The organism is Novosphingobium hassiacum (assembly GCF_014196055.1).
Taxonomy (GTDB): Bacteria; Pseudomonadota; Alphaproteobacteria; order Sphingomonadales; family Sphingomonadaceae; genus Novosphingobium; species Novosphingobium hassiacum.
Map to the genome: position 1 here is coordinate 311,454 of NZ_JACICY010000001.1, position 17,511 is coordinate 328,964.

Here is a 17,511-nt window from a genome sequence, read left to right on the forward strand (position 1 = left end):
TCCGGCAGTTCCAAATTGTCGCTGTTGCTCAGACGTCCGCTTCGATTGCGGTGCCCTTGCCGGCCTGGACGCGGTCGATGACCTTCCACGTCTTCAGCTTCGAGATCGGCGCGGTTTCTTCAATGCGCACGGTCTCGCCGGTCTTGAAGGCATTCGCCTCGTCATGGGCGTGATACTTCTTCGAGCGGCGGATGATCTTCCCGTAAAGCGGGTGCTTCACCTTGCGCTCGACCTTCACGACCACGGTCTTGTCGGTCTTGTCGGAAACGATCGTTCCAACCAGAATACGCTTTGGCATATGTGCTTCCTTACGCCTGGGCCGACTGAGAACGCTCAGTCTGCAGCGTCTTGATGCGCGCGATGTCGCGACGAACTTCCTTGATGCGCGCGGGGCGCTCAAGCTGGTTGGTCGCGCCCTGGAAACGCAGGTTGAACTGTTCGCGCTTCAGCTCGGCGAGATCAGCGGAAAGCTGGTCGTCGCTCTTGACGCGAAGGTCTTCGAACTTGGCCATCGTCTTTCCTCCTTACTCGCCGCCAAGGTGCGAAGTATCACCCAGGCGGGCGATAACCTTCGTCTTGATCGGCAGCTTCATCGCGGCGCGGCTGAACGCTTCAGCAGCGAGCGGACCCGGTACGCCATCCAGTTCGAACAGGATGCGGCCTGGCTTGACCCGGGCTGCCCAGTATTCGATCGAGCCCTTGCCCTTACCCTGACGGACTTCGGCAGGCTTCTTCGATACCGGCACGTCCGGGAAAATGCGGATCCACAAACGTCCCTGACGGCGAATGTGGCGGGTGATCGCGCGGCGAGCCGCTTCGATCTGACGCGCGGTGATGCGCTCGGGTTCCATGGCCTTGAGGCCGTAGGAACCGAAGTTCAGGTCCGTACCGCCCTTGGCCAGGCCGTGGATACGGCCCTTGAAGGTCTTGCGGAACTTGGTCTTCTTAGGTTGCAGCATGGTGCTTCTCTACCCTCGAGGCTCAGCGTGCCGGACGGACGCCGGAAGTCTGCGCTTCCAGCATCAGTCGGTCCTGCGCCATCGGATCATGACCAAGAATCTCACCCTTGAAGATCCAGGTCTTGATGCCGATCACGCCATAGGCGGTGTGGGCTTCAGCTTCCGCATAGTCGATGTGTGCGCGCAGCGTGTGCAGCGGCACGCGACCTTCGCGATACCATTCGACGCGCGCGATTTCAGCGCCGCCGAGACGGCCACCGCACGTGATCTTGATGCCTTCGGCACCCAGACGCAGAGCGGACTGAACGGCGCGCTTCATCGCACGACGGAAAGCAACGCGGCGGACCAGCTGGTCGGCGATGCCCTGTGCGACGAGCTTGCTGTCGATTTCCGGCTTGCGGATTTCGACGATGTTCAGCTTGACGTCGCTGTTCGTCATCGCGGCAAGCTTCGAGCGAAGCTTCTCGATGTCGGCGCCCTTCTTGCCGATGATGACGCCCGGACGGGCGGCATAGATCGACACGCGGCACAGCTTGGCAGGACGTTCGATGACGACCTTCGAGATCGCGGCCTGCGGCAGGGTGTCAACGATGAACTTGCGCATGGCAAGATCTTCCTTGAGCATCTGCGCATAGTTGCGACCTTCCGCATACCAGCGGCTGTCCCAGGTGCGGTTGATCTGCAGACGCAGACCGATGGGGTTGGACTTATGACCCATGATCAGGCCTCCCCTTCTTCGTCGGAGGTTTCGCGGACGACGATCCGAAGGCGCGAGAACGGCTTCAGGATGCGCGTCGACTTGCCGCGACCACGCGTGTGGAAGCGCTTCATCGTCACCGACTTGCCGACCGAGGCTTCCGCAACGACCAAGGCATCGACGTCGAGGTTGTGGTTGTTTTCCGCGTTGGCGATCGCCGAAGCGAGAACCTTGCGGGCATCAACCGCCATACCCTTGGTCGAGAAGGCGAGAATGTTCATGGCCTCTTCGGCCGTCTTGCCGCGGATCAGGCCAGCGACGAGGTTGAGCTTCTGGGCCGAACCACGGATCGTGGTACCGACAGCCAGGGCTTCCTTGTCGCCAACGCGGCGGGGAGCTGCAGACTTGCTCATCAGCGCTTGCCCTTCTTGTCAGCGGCATGGCCGGGGAACGTGCGCGTGGGCGCAAATTCGCCAAGCTTGTGGCCGACCATCTCTTCCGAGACGGAGACCGGGATGAACTTGTGACCGTTGTATACGTTGAACGTCAGTCCAACGAACTGCGGCAGAATGGTCGAACGACGCGACCATGTCTTGATCGGGCCAGCGCGAGAGCCTGTGTCCTGGGCGACTTCCGCCTTTTTCAGGACGTGCAGGTCGACGAAGGGGCCCTTCCAGACGGAACGTGCCATGGGGTGTTACCTCTTCTTCTTCGCGTGACGCGAACGGATGATCATCTTGTCCGTCGACTTGTTGTGACGGGTACGGGCGCCCTTGGTCGGCTTGCCCCAAGGCGTGACCGGATGACGGCCACCCGAGGTACGACCTTCACCACCACCGTGCGGGTGATCGACCGGGTTCTTGGCGACGCCGCGGGTAAGCGGGCGGATGCCCTTCCAGCGGTTGCGACCAGCCTTGGCAAGGTTGGTGTTCTGGTTGTCGGGGTTCGAAACCGCGCCAACCGTACCCATGCAATCGCCGCGCAGGTAACGCTGCTCGCCCGAGTTCAGGCGAACGATGACCATCCCGCGGTCACGACCGACGAGCTGGACATAGGTGCCGGCCGAACGGGCGATCTGCCCGCCCTTGCCCGGCTTCATCTCCACGTTGTGGATGATGGTGCCGATCGGCATCTGCGACAGGAGCATGGCATTGCCAGGCTTCACGTCGGTCTTTTCACCGGCGACGATCGAGTCACCGACCGCAAGACGCTGCGGAGCGATGATGTACGTCTGCTCACCGTCTTCGTACTTGACGAGGGCGATGAATGCCGTGCGGTTGGGGTCATATTCCAGACGCTCGACGGTAGCCGGCATGTCCCACTTACGACGCTTGAAGTCGATGAAGCGGTAGGTCTGCTTGTGGCCACCTGCGATGCCGCGCGAGGTCACATGACCCTTGTTATTGCGGCCGCCGGTCTTGCTCTTGCCCTGGGTCAGCGCCTTGAGCGGCTTGCCCTTCCACAGCGACGACTTGTCGACGAGGATCAGGCCGCGGCGTGCGGGGCTGGTCGGGTTATAGTTCTTGAGTGCCATGGTCTAGCCTCAAATCCCGCTGGTGACGTCGATCGACTGGCCTGGGGCCAGAGTCACGACAGCCTTCTTGAAATCGGAGCGCTTGTAGGGCTTGCCCTTCCAGCGCTTGGTCTTGCCGTCCTGGTTCAACGTGTTCACTTTCGTGACCTTGACGTCGAACAGGGCTTCGACCGCTGCCTTGATCTCCGGCTTGGTCGCCTTGTCGGCAACCTTGAAGACCACGGCGTTGTGCTCGCTGAGCAACGTCGCCTTTTCGGTGATGTGGGGAGCCACGATCACGTCATAGTGACGCGTGTCGATTGCGTCCTTAGCCATTGAAACGCGCCTCCAGCTTTTCGACAGCCGAGCGCGTCAGCACCAGCGTGTCATGCTTCAGGATGTCGTAAACGTTCGCACCGATTGCGGGCAGAACGTTGACGCCAACGATGTTGCGCGCGGCCAGGGCGAAGTTGTCGTTCACCGCATCGCCATCGATTACGAGGACCTTCTTGCCCCAGTTCGCCTTGGCGAGCTGACCGACGAGTGCCTTGGTCTTGCCGTCAACGTCGAGGTTGTCGACGATCACGAGACCGGCGCCGCCATTGCTGAGAGCCTTCGACGAAAGCGCCATGCGCAGACCGAGCGAGCGGATCTTCTTGTTCAGCGACACATTGAACTCACGAACGCGAGGTCCGTGGGCCTTGCCGCCGCCGATGAAGATCGGAGCCTTGCGGTCACCGTGACGAGCCGTACCGCCGCCCTTCTGGCGACCGAACTTCTTGCCGGTGCGTGCAACGTCGGAACGCTCGCGCGCCTTGCGGGCAATGCCGCGACGGTTTTCGAGCTGCCAGGTTACGACGCGGTGCAGGATGTCGGCGCGCGGCTCGAGGCCGAACACGTCGTCTGCGAGATCCACTTCGCTGGTGCCTGCGCTACCGTCCAGATTGAGGACTTGAACTTTCACGACTTAGCCCTCCTGGCCATCGGTGGCTTCGACAGCCGCGCCGGTATCGGCGGGGGTGTCGGCAGCGGCCGAATCGTTGCTGTTGGCGGCCTGCTTGAGACCGGCGGGATAAGGCGCATCAGCGTGACGCGAAACCTTCACGGCATCGCGAACGAGCAACCAGCCGTTCTTCGAACCAGGGACGGAGCCCTTGACGAAGATCAGGCCGCGCTCATCGTCCACGCGGACGACTTCGAGGTTCTGCTGGGTGCGCTGCTTGTCGCCCATGTGCCCTGCCATCTTCTTGTTCTTGAAGACGCGGCCCGGATCCTGGCGTTGGCCAGTCGAACCCAGTGCACGGTGCGAGATCGATACGCCGTGCGTTGCACGCATACCGCCGAAGCCCCAACGCTTCATGCCGCCCGCAAAGCCCTTGCCCTGCGTGTGACCCGAAACGTCGACCATCTGCCCGATAGCGAAGTGCGAAGCGGCGATGGTCGAACCGACGTCCAGCGTTGCGTCATCGGCAACACGGAATTCGGCGACTTCCATCTTCAGCGGCACTTGCGCCTTGGCGAAGTGCTCACGCTGCGGCTTGGCAACGTTCTTCTGCTTGGCCTGACCCGCACCGAGCTGCAAAGCGACGTAACCGTCAACTTCAGCCGTGCGAACCGAAACCACCTGGCAATTTTCTAGCGAAAGGACGGTAACCGGCACGTGCCGACCATCATCCTGGAAAAGGCGGGTCATCCCGACTTTCTTCGCGATCACGCCGGTGCGCATGATCCATACTCCTCACAGAGGCATGCCAGACCCATTCCGGCATGCGTGTTCAGCCCGTATGTGAAGCGCGCCCCCGACCGGGCTGAGCGTCCCTGCACATAGCAGAGACAATCGGGGGACGCTTGCCCGGCTAATGCTCACTCCAGTTTCCTGAAGCACGCGGCGCCGGAGGTATCCCATTGTCAACGGGGGTTTTGTTACCCCGGAAACTCTGGCCCCTCACCTCGGGAAGACCTTGGGTGAGAGTATTGGCCGGATCGAACCGACCGAAATCTCTGGGCCGTTACGGACGACCCGACCGGACGGACAACTGCCTTGGCAGATCCGTCGGCAAACCGGCTCAGGCCAGCTTGATCTCGACGTTGACGCCGGCCGCAAGGTCCAGCTTCATCAGCGCGTCGACAGTGGCAGCGTTAGGCTGCACGATGTCGAGAAGGCGCTTGTAGGTACGGACCTCGAACTGCTCACGCGACTTTTTGTCGATGTGCGGACCGCGGTTCACGGTGAACTTCTCGATACGCGTCGGCAGCGGGATAGGACCCCGGATCAGCGCGCCGGTGCGGCGGGCGGTATCTGCAATTTCTCCAGTGGCCTGGTCGAGCACACGATGATCAAAGGCCTTCAGGCGAATGCGGATATTCTGGGCGTCCATGTCCGTTTACCGATGCGAAAGAGCGAAACAAAAAAGCCAGTCGACCTGCCCTCTTACCCTGCCCCATTTGCTGTTGCCCGGGGAGAGCTGGCCGACTGCCTGAATAGCGATCAGTTCGTAAAAACCGACCGGCAGGAAGAGCGAATCTCCCTGCCGGTGCGCGGCCTATATTACTTCGTGATGGTGCTGACAACCCCCGAACCGACAGTCCGGCCACCTTCGCGAATTGCGAAGCGAAGACCTGGATCCATCGCGATCGGAGCGATCAGCTTGACGCCGATCGAAACGTTGTCGCCCGGCATGACCATCTCGGTGCCCTCAGGAAGGACAACTTCACCGGTCACGTCGGTGGTGCGGAAGTAGAACTGCGGGCGGTAGTTGGCGAAGAACGGCGTGTGACGGCCACCCTCGTCCTTCGACAGCACGTAGACCTCTGCGCTGAACTCGGTGTGCGGCGTAACCGAACCGGGCTTGCAGAGAACCTGACCGCGCTCAACGTCTTCACGCTTGATGCCACGAACCAACGCGCCGACGTTGTCGCCAGCTTCACCCTGGTCGAGCAGCTTGCGGAACATTTCGACGCCGGTCACGACGGTCTTCTGCGTGTCCTTCAGACCAACGATTTCGACTTCTTCGCCAACCTTGACGATGCCGGTCTCGATGCGGCCGGTCACGACCGTACCACGACCCGAGATCGAAAACACGTCTTCCACTGGCATAAGGAAAGGCTTGTCGGTCGGACGCGGCGGCTGCGGGATCCACGAATCGACGGCGGCCATCAGGGCGTTGATCGAATCGCGGCCGATGGCATCGTCGCGGCCTTCGAGCGCGGCGAGAGCCGAACCCTTGACGAACGGAATGTCATCGCCTTCGAAGCCGTACGAGCTCAGCAGCTCGCGCATTTCGAGTTCCACGAGCTCGAGGATTTCCTCGTCGTCGACCTGATCGACCTTGTTCATGTAAACGACCAGCGCAGGAACACCGACCTGACGTGCGAGCAGGATGTGCTCGCGGGTCTGCGGCATCGGGCCGTCAGCCGAGTTCACGACCAGGATCGCGCCGTCCATCTGGGCAGCACCGGTGATCATGTTCTTCACGTAGTCGGCGTGACCCGGGCAATCGACGTGCGCATAGTGACGGTTGGCAGTCTCGTACTCAACGTGTGCAGTCGAGATGGTGATGCCGCGCTCGCGCTCTTCGGGAGCCTTGTCGATGTTCGCGTAGTCGGTGAACGTCGCGCCACCGGTCTCAGCGAGAACCTTGGTGATTGCGGCGGTCAGCGTGGTCTTGCCGTGGTCGACGTGACCGATGGTGCCGATGTTGCAGTGCGGCTTGGTCCGCTCAAACTTAGCCTTGGCCATTGTTCAAACCTTCTTTTCAAATGTGTGCAGAATCTGCGGGAAATGGACGGCACCCGCTGAATCGAGCGCCGCCCCTAAAGCTATCCGTGGTCTTATGCAAGCTTAGCCTTGACCTCGGCCGCGACGTTGGCCGGAACCTCGTCGTAGTGGTCGAAGAACATGGAATAGTTCGCGCGGCCCTGGGTGAACGAGCGGAGCTGGTTCACGTAGCCGAACATGTTGGCAAGCGGCACCATGGCGGTGATTGCCTGGGCATTGCCCCGGCTATCGGTGCCCTGGATCTGGCCACGCCGCGAGTTGATGTCGCCGATCACGTCGCCGAGATATTCCTCCGGCGAGATCACTTCGACCTTCATGATCGGTTCGAGCAACTTGATACCGGCCTTCTGCGCAACTTCACGCATACAGCCGCGGCCTGCGATTTCGAACGCCAGGGCCGACGAGTCGACGTCGTGGTAAGCGCCGTCGTACAGGTTGATCTCGAAGTCGATGATCGGGAAGCCCACGAGCGAACCCGTGGCTGCCGTCTCGCGCATCCCCTTCTCGATGGCGGGGATGTATTCCTTCGGAATATTACCGCCCTTGATCTCGTCGGTGAAGATGATGCCCGAACCGCGCTCACCCGGGCTGACCCGGACCTTCACGCGACCGAACTGGCCGGTGCCGCCCGACTGCTTCTTGTGGGTGTAATCCACGTCCACAGCCTTGCCGAGGTATTCGCGGTAAGCCACCTGCGGTGCACCGACGTTGGCCTCGACCTTGAACTCACGACGCATGCGGTCGACGATGATCTCGAGGTGGAGCTCGCCCATTCCCTTGATGATCGTCTGGCCCGATTCGTGATCGGTCGAAACGCGGAACGAGGGATCCTCGGCCGAAAGACGATGTAGCGCGACGCCCATCTTCTCCTGGTCGGCCTTGGTCTTGGGTTCCACCGACAGTTCGATGACTGGCTCGGGGAATTCCATACGCTCAAGGATGATCGGCTGACGCTCGGAACACAGCGTGTCACCGGTCGTCGTTTCCTTGAGCCCGGCCAGCGCCACGATGTCGCCGGCAAAGGCTTCATCGATGTCTTCGCGGCTGTTCGCATGCATCAGCAGCATGCGGCCAACCTTTTCCTTCTTGCCCTTGACCGAGTTCAGGTAGCCGCCCTTGGTCAGCGTGCCCGAATAGATGCGGGTGAAGGTGAGCGAGCCCACAAACGGATCGTTCATGATCTTGAACGCGAGTGCCGAGAACGGGGCGTCGTCCGACGTGGCGCGGCTGTCCGGCTCGTTGGTGTCGGGGTTGACGCCCTGCACGTCCTCGATGTCGAGCGGCGACGGCAGGTAGTCGACCACGGCGTCAAGCAGGGGCTGGACGCCCTTGTTCTTGAACGCCGAACCACACAGAACCGGCACGAACGCCTGACCCAGCGTGCCCTTGCGGATCAGCGCCTTGAGCGTCGCGACGTCGGGCTCATTGCCTTCGAGGTACGCTTCCATCGCGTCATCGTCCTGCTCGACGGCAAGTTCGATCAGCTGGTTGCGATAGTCGGCGGCCTTGTCGGCCATATCGGCAGGGATTTCCTCGTAGAAGAATTCAGCGCCGAGCGCCTCGTCCTTCCAGATGATCGCCCGGTTCTCGACGAGATCGACAAGACCCTTGAAGTCCGCTTCCGCACCGATCGGCAGATAAAGCACTGCAGGCTTCGCGCCGAGACGATCGATGATCGTCTGGACGCAGTAGTAGAAGTTGGCGCCGGTGCGGTCTAGTTTGTTGATGAAGCACATGCGGGGGACTTTGTACTTGTCCGCCTGGCGCCATACGGTTTCGGACTGCGGTTCTACGCCGGCCACGCCATCAAAGGCAGCGACCGCACCGTCGAGCACGCGCAGCGAACGTTCGACTTCGATGGTGAAGTCGACGTGCCCGGGGGTGTCGATGATGTTGAGGCGGTGGTCGTTCCAGATGCAGGTCGTCGCGGCCGACGTGATCGTGATGCCGCGTTCCTGCTCCTGCTCCATCCAGTCCATCGTCGCGGCGCCGTCATGGACTTCGCCGATCTTGTAGGACTTGCCGGTGTAGTAAAGGATACGCTCGGTCGTCGTCGTCTTGCCGGCGTCGATGTGCGCCATGATACCGAAGTTACGGTATGTCTCGAGCGGATGGCTGCGGGCCATTGTCGGTGTTTCCTTTTACCAGCGGTAGTGGCTGAACGCGCGGTTGGCGTCGGCCATGCGGTGGGTATCTTCACGCTTCTTGACCGCGTTGCCACGGTTGTTGGCAGCGTCGAGCAGTTCGGCCGAGAGGCGCGCGGCCATCGTCGTTTCCGAACGGTTGCGCGCAGCCGTGATCAGCCAGCGGATGGCGAGCGCCTGAGCGCGTTCCGGACGGACTTCGACCGGGACCTGGTACGTGGCACCACCGACGCGGCGCGAGCGCACTTCGATCTGCGGGCGCACGTTGTTCAGCGCATCATGGAACAGCTGGATCGGATCCGACTTGGCGCGGGTCTGCATCACTTCCATGGCACCGTAAACGATGCTTTCAGCGACCGACTTCTTACCATCGAGCATGAGGTTGTTCATGAACTTCGACAGAACCTGATCACCGAACTTCGGGTCGGGCAGGATGACCCGCTTTTCCGGACGACGACGACGTGACATCTTGAATTCCTTTTACTTTCCCTGCTGCTCCCCCGTGGAAACGGGGGCCTCGTGCGGCAAGGAACCAAACCTGGGATCGCTACAGCGTTTCGACCTGGGGCCTGAGGCCCCCGCCTTCGCGGGGACGCCGGAGCGCCGCCAGGCCTATCGCCGCGAACGGCTCACTTCGGACGCTTGGCGCCGTACTTCGAGCGCGACTTCTTGCGATCCTTGACGCCCTGCGTATCGAGCACGCCGCGCAGGACGTGGTAACGAACGCCGGGAAGATCGCGAACACGGCCGCCGCGGATAAGCACGACCGAGTGCTCCTGCAGGTTGTGGCCTTCGCCCGGAATGTACGAGATGACTTCGCGCTGGTTGGTCAGGCGGATCTTGGCGACCTTGCGGAGAGCCGAGTTCGGCTTCTTCGGGGTCGTGGTATAAACGCGAGTGCAAACGCCGCGCTTCTGCGGGTTCTGCTCCATCGCAGGGACCTTCGACTTGGCCTTCTGCGGTTCGCGACCCTTGCGGATCAGCTGGTTGATCGTAGGCATGAAGTGCTCTTCACCTTGGTTGTAGACCCAAGCGACAAGGTGAAGACGGTGCGGAATTCGCAAATGCCGGAACGCGAGGGACAAGGCCCCCGCCGCCAGTGCATCAACGAACCGAAACGCTCCACCCGGACCCAAGGACCGGGTTACTTTGACGGATTACGCAGGTTGGACGAAACGCCCTGCCCGCACGCACCGGCAATGTTCAGCTCAATGCCGCGATTTGGTGAGACCAGTCGCGGAAGAATGCGCCCCTAGTTGGATTCGGGGTTGGGGTCAAGGGTGGGGTCAAGGGTGGGGTGACGAGAACCATCTATCGCGTGGCGAGAAGGATTACAGATGTGCAGTAATGCGCTGCTGGAGCTACTTACCGCCTTTCATTCGATTATCCGGCATACAAAGCATCTGGCAGTTACCGGCGGAAGTCCTACCACCCCTGTGCCACGGAATCACATGATCTGCTTCCATTTGCTGGAACTCGAAGCGCTTGGCGCAGACAGGGCAAATACCTTTCTGCCGCGCATAAACCGCCTGCTTGGTTTTTTCGTCGAAGCCACGCAGGTTGAGCGTCTTCTCGTTTCCACTGAGCAGATAGGCATAAATGCCCTTCTTACTCTCGACCTCATCATCCTCGATCAAATAGACAATGCGCCTTTCTAGTTCGGCAGCGTTGAGCTTGTCGTCCTTGTGAGCATTGTAGAATCGGCCCCAAGGCAGACCTTTCATTAAACGGACGCGGGCGCTGTCTTGGTTGGGAAACACTCGCTTGACCCATGCGAACACTGCCTGCCAATACTGCCACAATTCGTCCGCGTCGGCATCTTGCTGATGCGCGTCCATATACTGCTCGATCTTGCCAGTAGATAGCCAGTCGAGAGCGGTTTCGAGGATATCCTGTCGGATCGGAGAGCCGTTGACCAGCTTGTCGCGTCCCTCTTGCACCGCTGGTGGATTGTGCCGCGAAAACCATCGCTTCGCGTCAGCCAGCCAGGGACCGGTATAGATGGCGTTGCGCAACTCCTGATTGGATAGCTCAACACCTGCAATATTGATAATCTTGAACCAGTCGAGCTTTTCACTGTCTGAGCCATCGCAGACATAGACCGATAGCTCATAGTCGAGGATCTGTTGCTGTTGATTGGCGGCGAGATTGTGAAAACTCTTGGGCGATCCATCAATAAGGACGGAAAAATCGCCGCTGACATACTGGCAGATGCTGATCGTGCGCTGCTGGCCATCCATCAGCTCGTAATCGTCACCTGAAGACGCCCAGTACATAGTATTAAGCGGAAATAACTTCCGAACTGTTTCGATCACTGCATTACGCTGCTTTCCGCTATAAACAAATTCACGTTGGTAGGCAGGTCTAATATTCAGTTTTCCGCCAAAACCTCTTACACCAACTTCACCATGGTCTTCATATTCTCGGGTCAGCTCTGAGATTTTAACTTTGCGCAATTCGATCTTCACTTAGGATGCCTCCGTTTTATAAGAAGCCTCGCGAAGGTCGATTTATATATGTCACCGACCTTGATTGCTCCACGCCTGTTCAAATCCCCAGCATTGGGTACATCGGATGCCGTATATTCGCGGGTTTTCAATCCCGAATTGTTGTCCCGATCAGTGATTCCTAAAATCTCGAACTGCGCAGGGTTGTACTTGTCGAGAAACGTGATCGGAACGCCCATCGCTCCATCATAATCGGCGGGAATCTCGATCACTTTTGACACCTCGATGGCATTATAATTGTCGTAATTCGGATATTCTTCAGGTGTATAGCGCTTGTATAATGGTATCGTTTCGTGCCGCTTGGGGTTGTCCATATTGGTCAACCAAATTGCAGGAACATTGATTTGTTTTACTCCGTCCACCACGCGCTCATACTTGCCTTCATAGTCAGAGATGAACCACATTCCTCCGGCAAATGGGCGAACGCCGGTCCAGATTTTGTTTTCCTTTATCAGCGGAAAAATCTCTTTGTAAGTCGGCGCATTCTTGTTGGCGATGATTAGGAAGCGCATTTCCTGCTCGACAAGTTGCGCCACGTATTCTCGAAATAATGAAAAGGGCGGATTAGTGACAACTATGTCGGCCTCTTTCATGTACGCAACGCATTCAGCGCTGCGAAAGTCGCCTGGACCAAATTCAACATCACCTTTTAAGGTTCGGCAGGTATTGGCATCGTTACGCAGCAGCCATTCCACGTCGGAAAGGTCGATCGCGCCGTCGTTGTTGGCATCGAGGACTTCGCTTATCTCGATCGCATAGGGTTCTCTGCCCTCGGGCTTGAGTCCCGCCATCTCAACCAGCGGAAGATAGCCTCCCGCAATCGTCGATTTGGCATAACTCGTTGCGATCAGTTTTTTTAACCCCAGCGCGTTAAAATTGAGGGCGAAATAACGGAAAAAATTGCTCTCATACGGGTCGTCGCAATTGCACAGCACGATCTTGCCGTGAAACTGCGCGCGATAGTGCCTCAACTCATTCTCGATATCGGCAAGCTGTGTGTAAAACTCGTCCTGCTTGGCATTTCTTGCCTTCGACAGCGTCTTGTTGCCGCTTGATGAAGCTGTGGTGAGACTGTTCAATTTCTCTGTTCCCGCGTCATTTTAATGAATCTCATTGCATCGATGTTCCTAAATCGTTCTCATTGTTAGATCAACACGGAATTGCCCGAGTTGGTTTAGGGTTAGATGGAGATTGGATGTAGCAGTTTTCGTTGGCATCCTGACGAAAAATTAGGCACGATCTGATAATTGCCCCGAGACGGATCTGGGCTTGGCTGACGTTGCGCGTCGCATCCCCCCTTCCAGACTTCGCTAGCGAGCTCGCAAGCTGCGGCCTCCTTCCCACATCGCGGGGGAAGGGTTGTCGTGATGCATTGCGCTCCCCCCTTCCCTCTTGATGGGGGAAGGATGGAGAGGCTTGGCCGCTGGCGGCCTAGCCGGAGTTGGATGGGGAAGAGGGTTGCGCCAGCGCCTCGGTCAGGCGGGTGTGGACGCCTTCGGGGTTGGCCAGCACTTCGGTGTTCCAGAAGCGGGGGACGCGGTAGCCTTCGCGTTCGATTATGGCGGTTCGGGCGGCGTCTGTGGTTTGCGTGTGCTGGCCGCCGTCGAGTTCCATGACCAATCTGGCGCGGTGGCTGGCGAAGTCGGCGTGGCGTGGGCCAGCGGGACCTGGCGGCGCGATCGTTGGGCGGGTGTCCCGTGTTTTATGCGGAGTGGCCTGTCTATCGCACGCTGCGCAGGCCCACCCCCGACCCCTCCCGCCTGCGGGAGGGGGGAAAGCTGCAATCGCTCCCGCCTGCGGGACGGGGGAAAGCTGCAATCCCTGCCGCCTGCGGGACGGGGAGCCTGCAATCGCTCCCGCCAGTATGCGTGGGTGGAGCCTGATCTCCCCTCCCGCGGGCGGGAGGGGCTGGGGGTGGGTCTGGCACGAGAGTGGTATTTCACCCCCATCCGGCCTTCGCTAACGGGCTAGCCGTAAGCTGCGGCATCCTTCCTCCATCTAAGGGGGAAGGTTTGGGTGGAGCGAGTTGGGGTGCTGCCATTTTGGGGTTTCCTACATATAACCATATAGGTTATTTGCGGGGAATGGCTGATGAACTTCTTTCGCTTTCGGTTCGCCCAGGTCGGCGGACCTCGCGGGTGGCTTTTGCGCAAAGCGTGGCGGACGATGATCCGTTGCTGGACTTTGCGCCTTATGTGCATGTGGCACCGCGGCGGAATTCGATCACGCCCGACCGGCAGCGCGAGTTCATTGCCATGCTGGCGGCGACGGGGATCGTGACGCAGGCGGCGCGGTGCATCGGGGCGAGCCTTGAGGCGCTGTACAAGTTGCGCAATCGCACCGGCGCGGAGGGCTTTGCAGCGGCCTGGGAGGCGGCGATCGAGCGGGGGTTCACGCGGCTCGAGGATTGTGCGCTGGAACGCGCCATCGCGGGCGAGGAGCGGCCGGTGGTGTGGGACGGCAAGGTGGTGACGACGTGGAAGCGCTATGACACGGCGCTGCTGATGTTCCTGCTGCGCCAGAGGCGGTCGGAGAAGTACGGCAATGTGCGGCTGGCCGATTTGTCTCCCGGCCATCCGGTCTATGACAAGCTGCGCGCCGAGTGGATGGCACAGAGCGCGGGCGATGGGGCGGAGGTGCGGGCGTCGATCATGCGCAAGATGATCGAGATGCGGGAGGCGCGGGAGGCTCGGCTGGCGGCTGAGGCTGAGGCGGTGGATGAGCCTGCGACAGGCGCGGGATGAGCGGGGTCCGGGGGCTGTCGTTCGATGGTTATGCCTAATATCTATCTTTTCGGTTGAGATTTTTCTGGCGTCGGTTTGAGAACAGGTATAGTTTCCGGTGTTACCGATCGCCCCCCACTGTGCGGGGGCCCCTCTTCCGGCTGAATTGCCGCAAGGCGATGTATCCGGAGCGCGACCCTCGCATGGCAAGGCGGGGCGGCGGCACTGGAAGAGGTACTGGTCTATGGCATATCTTATCGAGAATTCGGGCAGGCGACGGGCGCAGGCGCTGGTGGCGGTGGGTGCGCTGCATGCGGTGGGGATCTGGGCGATCGCATCGGGCTTTGCGGGCGGCGTGGTGAATATCGTGCGCGATACGCTGGTCGCGCGGGACTATCCCAACGTGGTCCCGATCGCGCCGCTCGATCCGCCCAAGCCGCAGCCCTCGGCCAAGCCGGTCGAGACCGAACAGGTCGTCCCGCGATCGGAGTTTACGCTGGGTGCGGTCGATAGCGATGCGGTGATCCGGGACATCGTGACGCCGGTGATCCCATCGTCCGGCAACGGGGTGCTGATCGAACCGAAGGTGTCGCCCTCGCCCGAACCGTCGCCGAGCTTTGTAACGCGGGGGGCGAGTCCGAAATCGGCGCCGGGATCATGGGTTTCGGACCGCGACTATCCGAGCGCGGCGATCCGGGCAGAGCGCGAGGGCACGACGCGGTTCCGGCTGGCGATCGGGCCCGACGGGCGCGTGACCGGGTGCGAGGTGACCGGCTCGAGTGGATCGGCGGATCTGGACGCGGCGACTTGCGCCAAGGTCAGCGCGCGGGCGCGGTTCGTTCCGGCGTTAGGCAGCGACGGCATGCCGGCGGTGGGCAGCTACGCGGGCGCGGTGCGCTGGGTCCTGCCTTAGCCGCATACCCGGTCGGCCGGACGGAGGGGGTGCGTGTCTCCGTCCGGCCTTCCGGGGAACTGTCATTCGGCAGCTTCGGCAACGGCGTGCGCGGCCTCGGCATCGTGCAGGACGCGGGCGAAGTCCCTGATTTCGCTGGCGAGGCAATCGTCCATTGCCCTCAGGCCGGGGCGGGTCAGGCGGACGAAAGTGCGGCGGCCGTCGCGGCCATCGTCCTCACGCTCGACCAGGCCGCGCGATTCGAGGATGCGCAGCCAGCGCAGCGCCGTGGTTGGCGGAACATGTGCGCCGATACAGGAACTGGTGGTGGGCACGCGGCGATCCTCGCGCGCCGCGATATACAGATCGAGCATGATGTCCCACGTCGGCTCGCCGAACAGGTCGGCGGGCAGGAACTTGTGGCGGCGGCGACGCTCGGCGTAGATATGGCGCGCGGTGGCCAGATGCAGGCGGATGGTTTCGGCGCCGAGCGTGTTGACGATGACCGAAGCTTCGGCACCGATTTGCACGACGTTGGCGGGCTCGGCCGGGCGGCTGTCGCTGCGGCGGCCGATCATGGACGTGGTGCGCGGTGTCGTTGCGCGCATGGAACGGACGGTCATTGTGGTGCTCCCCAATCAGGTTGTGGAACATTCCTGCAGCTGGTGGTGCACGATGAGCCGCAGCATTCCCCAATGCTTGCGTCGTGCAGGCGGTACGCTTCAGGCCAGTCGCCACGCGTGGTAGCGGCCGATCTGCTCTTCACGTCGCACGTGGGCGAGCGTTCCGAGCAGCAACGCGCAGACCTGGATGTTCATAGGCATCTGGATCATTGCGAAATAGCCGTAGCGGACCAGGGAAAGATCGATGATCTTGGACACGTGGCCGAGCACCACGATGATCTGCGCAGCGCTGACCCACAACGGCCAGCCTCGATTGGCACGCAAAGCGATCCACAGCAGGGCGATCATCGCCCAGGTGTCGATCACGATATGGCCGGGGTTGACCGCAAAGAAAACGGGGTCGCCGAACATAGCGTGGTTGGCCAGATCGAGGCCCGTCGTAGTGACCAGAACAATCGCGACAAGCTTTTCCGGTTCGCCCCCCTTACGGAAGACGAAAACCACGATTGCCGCGATTATCAGGCGCAGGGTCCATATCAGCATCATTTCCCGGGACCAGTCACAGGAACGGTTCTGTCATTACGCAAGGGTCAGGCTGCAATGCCGACGGTGACGAGGCTGCGATCGAGCTGATCGCCGGTGGCACCCTTTGGCGGGCAATCGTCGACCATACCGCTACCGACTTCGCGGCCGACATCGAGCAGCTTGCCGTGAACGCGGGCGATTTCGTTGCTGGCGTCGAGCATGGCTTTCTGGCTGGCGGCGAGGCGCAGCAGCGCTTCCTGTCCGGTGAAAGCGCCCACTTCGGAACCGCGGCGGGCGCGGACCATGGTGGCGAGCAGGTTGGCCTGACGGATGAGCGCCTCGTCGATCGCCGCTTCGGCTTCGTGAAGGTCGCGGGTGATGCGCATGCCGTGGATAGCAACGTGATTGGTGTTGTGGTTGGTCATTTCAGTCTCCCGCCTGCGCGTCTTCGCGACAGGTCCCACTTGTTACGACGGATGGCAGCGCCCCCGCGCCGGTCACCCTGGTTCGGATGGAGATGAACGACCTGTCGTGCGGCGATCAACGATCGAGCAGCGAGGACAATTGCGCAAACATGCTCAAGCCCCCGAGCACGATCAGGATCAGGAATACCGTGATGACAGCAATGTAACCCAGCCGCATCGCGGTGCCGTGTGGCCCGTCGAACATCTCCGGGAGTACGTGGTAGTAATCCGCTCCGTCCGCCCAGCCTGAAGCTGCAACGCCGGCCCTGCCTTCGATCCCGGACGCGGGTAGCGCCAGAGGCATGGTCGTTGTCATGGACGGGGCGACTTCCACGTCATCCCGGTCCGACGTTTCGACCGGAAGCGGCGGGAATCCTATGTGGGAAAGTTCATATACGGGTTGTTCGTATATCTCGATCAGGCGGCGATAGCCCTGCGCCACCTCTCCACGCGTGGCGACGCCAAGCTTGGCGCGCGCAAGCATAATGCGCTGGTCGACTGTGTGTGGCGAGATCCCGAGCAGGCGCGAGATCTCCTTGGACGTCTTGTGCTGAATAAGCAGGTCGAGGACCTCACGCTGCTTGGCGGTCAACTCTAGCAATGGACTGTCAGCCAGATCGTTTTCGATGATCATAACCACGTTGCACCCCGTAGACCGAGAACCTCGCCCAAAAAGGTTAACGGCT

The 17,511-nt window shown here is 60.7% G+C and carries 24 protein-coding genes; 2 read left to right on the forward strand and 22 right to left on the reverse strand.

Annotated features, from left to right (window positions below; genetic code table 11):
- Positions 1–28: 28 nt before the first annotated feature.
- The 18 genes from rpsQ to GGQ88_RS21735 all read right to left on the reverse strand — a co-directional run bounded on the left by rpsQ (position 29) and on the right by GGQ88_RS21735 (position 13,416).
- Complete coding sequence (gene rpsQ / locus GGQ88_RS01645; protein ID WP_183611279.1) at positions 29–298, reverse strand: 30S ribosomal protein S17; 270 nt, start codon at positions 296–298, stop codon at positions 29–31.
- 10 nt (positions 299–308) lie between these two features.
- Positions 309–512: a 50S ribosomal protein L29 gene (gene rpmC / locus GGQ88_RS01650; RefSeq protein ID WP_183611280.1), complete on the reverse strand. Its 204-nt coding sequence runs from the start codon at positions 510–512 to the stop codon at positions 309–311.
- A 12-nt stretch (positions 513–524) separates the two neighbouring features.
- The gene (rplP, locus tag GGQ88_RS01655; RefSeq protein WP_183611281.1) at positions 525–959 is read right to left on the reverse strand and encodes a 50S ribosomal protein L16; all 435 of its coding nucleotides are present in this window, start codon (positions 957–959) and stop codon (positions 525–527) included.
- A 22-nt stretch (positions 960–981) separates the two neighbouring features.
- Positions 982–1,677, reverse strand: coding sequence for a 30S ribosomal protein S3 (gene rpsC / locus GGQ88_RS01660; protein ID WP_183611282.1), 696 nt, complete (start codon positions 1,675–1,677; stop codon positions 982–984).
- A 2-nt stretch (positions 1,678–1,679) separates the two neighbouring features.
- Complete coding sequence (rplV, locus tag GGQ88_RS01665; protein WP_183611283.1) at positions 1,680–2,069, reverse strand: 50S ribosomal protein L22; 390 nt, start codon at positions 2,067–2,069, stop codon at positions 1,680–1,682.
- Positions 2,069–2,347: a 30S ribosomal protein S19 gene (rpsS, locus tag GGQ88_RS01670; RefSeq protein WP_183611284.1), complete on the reverse strand. Its 279-nt coding sequence runs from the start codon at positions 2,345–2,347 to the stop codon at positions 2,069–2,071. Before rpsS ends, rplV begins: the two co-directional genes overlap by 1 nt.
- 6 nt (positions 2,348–2,353) lie before the next feature.
- Positions 2,354–3,190, reverse strand: a complete 837-nt coding sequence (rplB, locus tag GGQ88_RS01675; protein WP_183611285.1) for a 50S ribosomal protein L2 — start codon at positions 3,188–3,190, stop codon at positions 2,354–2,356.
- Positions 3,191–3,199: 9 nt separating this feature from the next.
- Complete coding sequence (locus tag GGQ88_RS01680) at positions 3,200–3,505, reverse strand: 50S ribosomal protein L23 (RefSeq protein ID WP_183611286.1); 306 nt, start codon at positions 3,503–3,505, stop codon at positions 3,200–3,202.
- The gene (rplD, locus tag GGQ88_RS01685; RefSeq protein ID WP_183611287.1) at positions 3,498–4,133 is read right to left on the reverse strand and encodes a 50S ribosomal protein L4; all 636 of its coding nucleotides are present in this window, start codon (positions 4,131–4,133) and stop codon (positions 3,498–3,500) included. The genes GGQ88_RS01680 and rplD overlap by 8 nt, the downstream gene beginning before the upstream one ends.
- 3 nt (positions 4,134–4,136) lie before the next feature.
- Positions 4,137–4,895 carry a 50S ribosomal protein L3 gene (gene rplC / locus GGQ88_RS01690; RefSeq protein ID WP_183611288.1) on the reverse strand — a complete coding sequence of 253 codons (759 nt, stop codon included), beginning with the start codon at positions 4,893–4,895 and terminating at the stop codon, positions 4,137–4,139.
- Between the two features lie 340 nt (positions 4,896–5,235).
- Positions 5,236–5,547, reverse strand: coding sequence for a 30S ribosomal protein S10 (gene rpsJ, locus GGQ88_RS01695; protein WP_039334374.1), 312 nt, complete (start codon positions 5,545–5,547; stop codon positions 5,236–5,238).
- Positions 5,548–5,717: 170 nt separating this feature from the next.
- Positions 5,718–6,908, reverse strand: a complete 1,191-nt coding sequence (tuf, locus tag GGQ88_RS01700) for an elongation factor Tu (RefSeq protein WP_183611289.1) — start codon at positions 6,906–6,908, stop codon at positions 5,718–5,720.
- Between the two features lie 92 nt (positions 6,909–7,000).
- Positions 7,001–9,073 (reverse strand): elongation factor G, encoded by a 2,073-nt coding sequence (gene fusA / locus GGQ88_RS01705; protein ID WP_183611290.1) that lies wholly within the window; start codon positions 9,071–9,073, stop codon positions 7,001–7,003.
- 15 nt (positions 9,074–9,088) lie between these two features.
- Positions 9,089–9,559, reverse strand: a complete 471-nt coding sequence (rpsG, locus tag GGQ88_RS01710) for a 30S ribosomal protein S7 (RefSeq protein WP_183611291.1) — start codon at positions 9,557–9,559, stop codon at positions 9,089–9,091.
- A gap of 161 nt (positions 9,560–9,720) precedes the next feature.
- Entirely contained in the window at positions 9,721–10,092 is a 372-nt protein-coding gene (rpsL, locus tag GGQ88_RS01715) for a 30S ribosomal protein S12 (RefSeq protein ID WP_183611292.1), read from the reverse strand.
- A 360-nt stretch (positions 10,093–10,452) separates the two neighbouring features.
- Positions 10,453–11,559 carry a GmrSD restriction endonuclease domain-containing protein gene (locus tag GGQ88_RS01720; RefSeq protein ID WP_183611293.1) on the reverse strand — a complete coding sequence of 369 codons (1,107 nt, stop codon included), beginning with the start codon at positions 11,557–11,559 and terminating at the stop codon, positions 10,453–10,455.
- Positions 11,556–12,677 carry an adenine-specific methyltransferase EcoRI family protein gene (locus tag GGQ88_RS01725; protein ID WP_183611294.1) on the reverse strand — a complete coding sequence of 374 codons (1,122 nt, stop codon included), beginning with the start codon at positions 12,675–12,677 and terminating at the stop codon, positions 11,556–11,558. The genes GGQ88_RS01720 and GGQ88_RS01725 overlap by 4 nt, the downstream gene beginning before the upstream one ends.
- Positions 12,678–13,029: 352 nt before the next feature.
- Positions 13,030–13,416, reverse strand: a complete 387-nt coding sequence (locus GGQ88_RS21735) for an endonuclease domain-containing protein (protein ID WP_425490399.1) — start codon at positions 13,414–13,416, stop codon at positions 13,030–13,032.
- A 266-nt stretch (positions 13,417–13,682) separates the two neighbouring features.
- Here GGQ88_RS21735 and GGQ88_RS01735 point away from each other — a divergent pair, with 266 nt between their 5' ends.
- Entirely contained in the window at positions 13,683–14,342 is a 660-nt protein-coding gene (locus GGQ88_RS01735) for a hypothetical protein (RefSeq protein ID WP_183611295.1), read from the forward strand.
- A gap of 223 nt (positions 14,343–14,565) precedes the next feature.
- Positions 14,566–15,234, forward strand: coding sequence for an energy transducer TonB (locus GGQ88_RS01740; RefSeq protein WP_183611296.1), 669 nt, complete (start codon positions 14,566–14,568; stop codon positions 15,232–15,234).
- Positions 15,235–15,296: 62 nt separating this feature from the next.
- Here the strand turns inward: GGQ88_RS01740 and GGQ88_RS21065 are convergent, their stop codons facing one another.
- The 4 genes from GGQ88_RS21065 to GGQ88_RS01760 form a co-directional block, all read right to left on the reverse strand.
- Positions 15,297–15,836 carry a helix-turn-helix domain-containing protein gene (locus GGQ88_RS21065; protein ID WP_246385388.1) on the reverse strand — a complete coding sequence of 180 codons (540 nt, stop codon included), beginning with the start codon at positions 15,834–15,836 and terminating at the stop codon, positions 15,297–15,299.
- Positions 15,837–15,935: 99 nt separating this feature from the next.
- Positions 15,936–16,382 (reverse strand): hypothetical protein, encoded by a 447-nt coding sequence (locus GGQ88_RS01750; RefSeq protein WP_183611297.1) that lies wholly within the window; start codon positions 16,380–16,382, stop codon positions 15,936–15,938.
- A 44-nt stretch (positions 16,383–16,426) separates the two neighbouring features.
- Positions 16,427–16,786, reverse strand: a complete 360-nt coding sequence (locus GGQ88_RS01755; RefSeq protein WP_183611298.1) for a hypothetical protein — start codon at positions 16,784–16,786, stop codon at positions 16,427–16,429.
- Between the two features lie 115 nt (positions 16,787–16,901).
- Entirely contained in the window at positions 16,902–17,459 is a 558-nt protein-coding gene (locus GGQ88_RS01760; RefSeq protein WP_183611915.1) for a helix-turn-helix domain-containing protein, read from the reverse strand.
- Positions 17,460–17,511 lie beyond the last annotated feature (52 nt).